Here is a 2,537-nt window from a genome sequence, read left to right on the forward strand (position 1 = left end):
GGAAGCCTTTGCGCGCTTCCTGCGCCACCAGTGCCTCGAAGGTCTGCAGCCGGTCCTTCCGCGCCTGCTCCATCTGCGCGGCGTCAAACTCGCTGTGAGCGCCTTCGATACGGGTGACAAGCACCCAGCTGGCATATGCCTGCGCGGCGCTCAGAACGCCTTGCGCGAAGGCAGGCCCGAAAATCCCGGGGATGAGAACGCGGCCATGTTCAAGGAAACGCCGGCGCAGCTCATCTTTATCGTCACGTGGAGAGATCACGGGCGCCGGGTCCGATTTACGTCTTGTGCCCGACTTTCACCTGACGGATCGTTAGCGGACTTCATATCGACAATCGATGCCGAATTTCGCGCGTTGACCGGGCGCCCACATCAGCCCAATTCTCGTTCCCATGTCCCTCGCGCAGGCTTCCCCGAAACAGACCTGGCTCCACCTTGCCGGAGAGATGCTGACCCCGCTGCCGGAAGGCGCCCTCTGGTGGGCGGACCGGCGCGTGCTGGTTGTCTCGGACCTGCACCTCGAGAAGGGCTCAAACTTTGCCGCCGCCGGGCAGATGCTGCCGCCCTATGACACCGGCGCCACGCTGTCCCGTGTGGAGGCGCTCTGCGCGGGGCTGAAACCGGACACTGTGATCTCGCTGGGCGACAGCTTCCATGACAGGCGATCGGGTTCGCGCCTTCCGCTGCCCTATGCCGAGCGCATCCGTGCGCTGACCGGCGCACAGGACTGGGTCTGGGTGGAAGGCAACCACGATCCCGATCCGCCGGCGCATCTGGGCGGACGCGCGGCGAAGTTACTGCGCCTCGGCCCGCTGGTATTCCGCCACGAGCCGACGGGCGAAGTGGGCGAAATCGCCGGCCACCTGCACCCCGTCGCCAGGGTTTCCGGGCGCGGGCGTTCGGTGCGCCGGCGCTGCTTTGCCTCGGACGGCGCGCGGCTGGTGATGCCGGCGATGGGCGCCTTCGCGGGCGGGCTGAATGTGCTGCACGAGGCTTTCCGCCTGGTCTTTCCGGAGGGCTGTATGGCTTTCGCAATCGGCGAAGCGCGCGTCTACGGCGTGCCGCAGAAAAGTCTGCTGCCGGATGGCGGGGCAGGCAGCGGCGGACGCTGGAAACTGTGATTTCTGCGCGCGCGCCGCAATGCTAGCGATAAGGTGGGGGCAAGGAGACAGCCCGTGCAACTACCCCGTAAACTCGCCCTTGCCGGCCTGCTCGCCGGAACCCTCTCGCCGGAACCCTCTCGCTTGGCGGCTGCGCCACTTTCGTCCAGAGCCTCGTCGCCGGGCTCGCCGCAGAATCCTCCTGCCGCAGCAGCGACACCGGCAATGACGGCCGCGCTGCTTATGACCAGGCCTGCCTCGACAGCATCGACCAATGGCGGGATGACAATCCGATGTGAGCCTGCGGGCGCCTGTCACATCGCGGGCGCCGCGCTGATCTGCTAACAGATCAATGTAAGTACGGACGCCGGCCCAATGCCCCCGCCCGCCAGCGACCGTGACACCCAAACTGCTGACCACACTGAAGACCTATAGCTGGCCGCTTTTCGCAGCGGACGTCTTCGCCGGCGTGACGGTTGCGATGGTGGCCCTGCCGCTCAGCCTCGCCATCGCCATCGCCTCTGGCGCCGACCCGGCTACCGGCCTTGTCACAGCCATCGTCGCTGGCTTCCTGATCTCGCTGCTCGGCGGCAGCCGGGTGCAGATCGGTGGGCCGACCGGCGCCTTCATCGTTGTGGTCTACGGCGTCATCGCGCATCATGGTTTTGACGGACTGGTGCTGGCCACATTGATGGCCGGCGCGATCCTGCTTGCCGCTGGCCTCCTGCGGGCAGGCAGCCTCATCCAGTTCATTCCCGAAGCGGTCGTCAACGGCTTCACGATGGGCATTGCCGTGATCATCGCGGCCAGCCAGCTCAAGGACCTGTTCGGCCTGGATATAGCAAACCTTCCAGCCGATTTCCTGCAAAAGCTGCCCGCGCTCTGGGAAGGCCGGGAAACCCTGAACCCCGCCGCCCTCGGCATCGGCTTCACGACCATGGCCCTGATCGCCGCTTTGCGCCGCCTCGCGCCGAGATGGCCGGGCCTGATCGTGGCGGTGGGGCTCACATCGGCGGCGGTGTTCTTTCTCAGCTTGCCGGTCGAGACCATCTCGGACCGGTTCGGCGCACTGCCCGATCGCCTGACTATGCCGGCCCTTCCGGAGATCACGCTTGCCCGGCTTCAGGAACTACTGCCCTCGGCGCTGGTCATCGCCTTCCTTGCCGGGGTCGAGTCGCTGCTTTCTGCGATGGTGGCGGACCGGATGATCGAGGGCAGGCATCGTCCGAATGCGGAGCTGATCGCGCAGGGCGCCGCTAATATCGGGTCCGGCCTTTTCGGCGGCCTGCCCGCCACGGGCGCCATCGCGCGCACGGCCACCAATGTGAAAGCCGGAGGCAAGACGCCTGTCGCAGGCCTCGTGCATGCACTCGCCATCCTCGTGATGATGCTTGCCGCCGCGCCGCTCGTCGGCAGACTGGCACACCCGGCGCTTGCGGG

General features: G+C 66.6%; 3 protein-coding genes. 2 read left to right on the top strand and 1 reads right to left on the bottom strand.

The window, feature by feature from the left end; genetic code table 11:
* Positions 1 to 259: hypothetical protein (locus WEA77_RS11185; RefSeq protein ID WP_368067963.1), on the bottom strand; the 259-nt coding region annotated here is incomplete at its 3' end.
* 130 nt (positions 260 to 389) lie between these two features.
* Here WEA77_RS11185 and pdeM point away from each other — a divergent pair.
* Together pdeM and WEA77_RS11195 are read left to right on the top strand one after the other, a co-directional pair.
* Positions 390 to 1,118 (top strand): ligase-associated DNA damage response endonuclease PdeM, encoded by a 729-nt coding sequence (gene pdeM, locus WEA77_RS11190; protein WP_368067964.1) that lies wholly within the window; start codon positions 390 to 392, stop codon positions 1,116 to 1,118.
* Positions 1,119 to 1,494: 376 nt separating this feature from the next.
* Positions 1,495 to 2,537: SulP family inorganic anion transporter (locus WEA77_RS11195; protein ID WP_368067965.1), on the top strand; the 1,043-nt coding region annotated here is incomplete at its 3' end.

The sequence above is a fragment of the Hyphomonas sp. genome (assembly GCF_040882205.1).
In the GTDB taxonomy this organism is placed as follows: Bacteria; Pseudomonadota; Alphaproteobacteria; order Caulobacterales; family Hyphomonadaceae; genus Hyphomonas.

Coding starts and splice junctions, on each gene's coding strand:
- pdeM (WP_368067964.1), top strand. CDS start 390: ATGTCCCTCGCGCAGGCTTCCCCGAAACAGACCTGGCTCCACCTTGCC.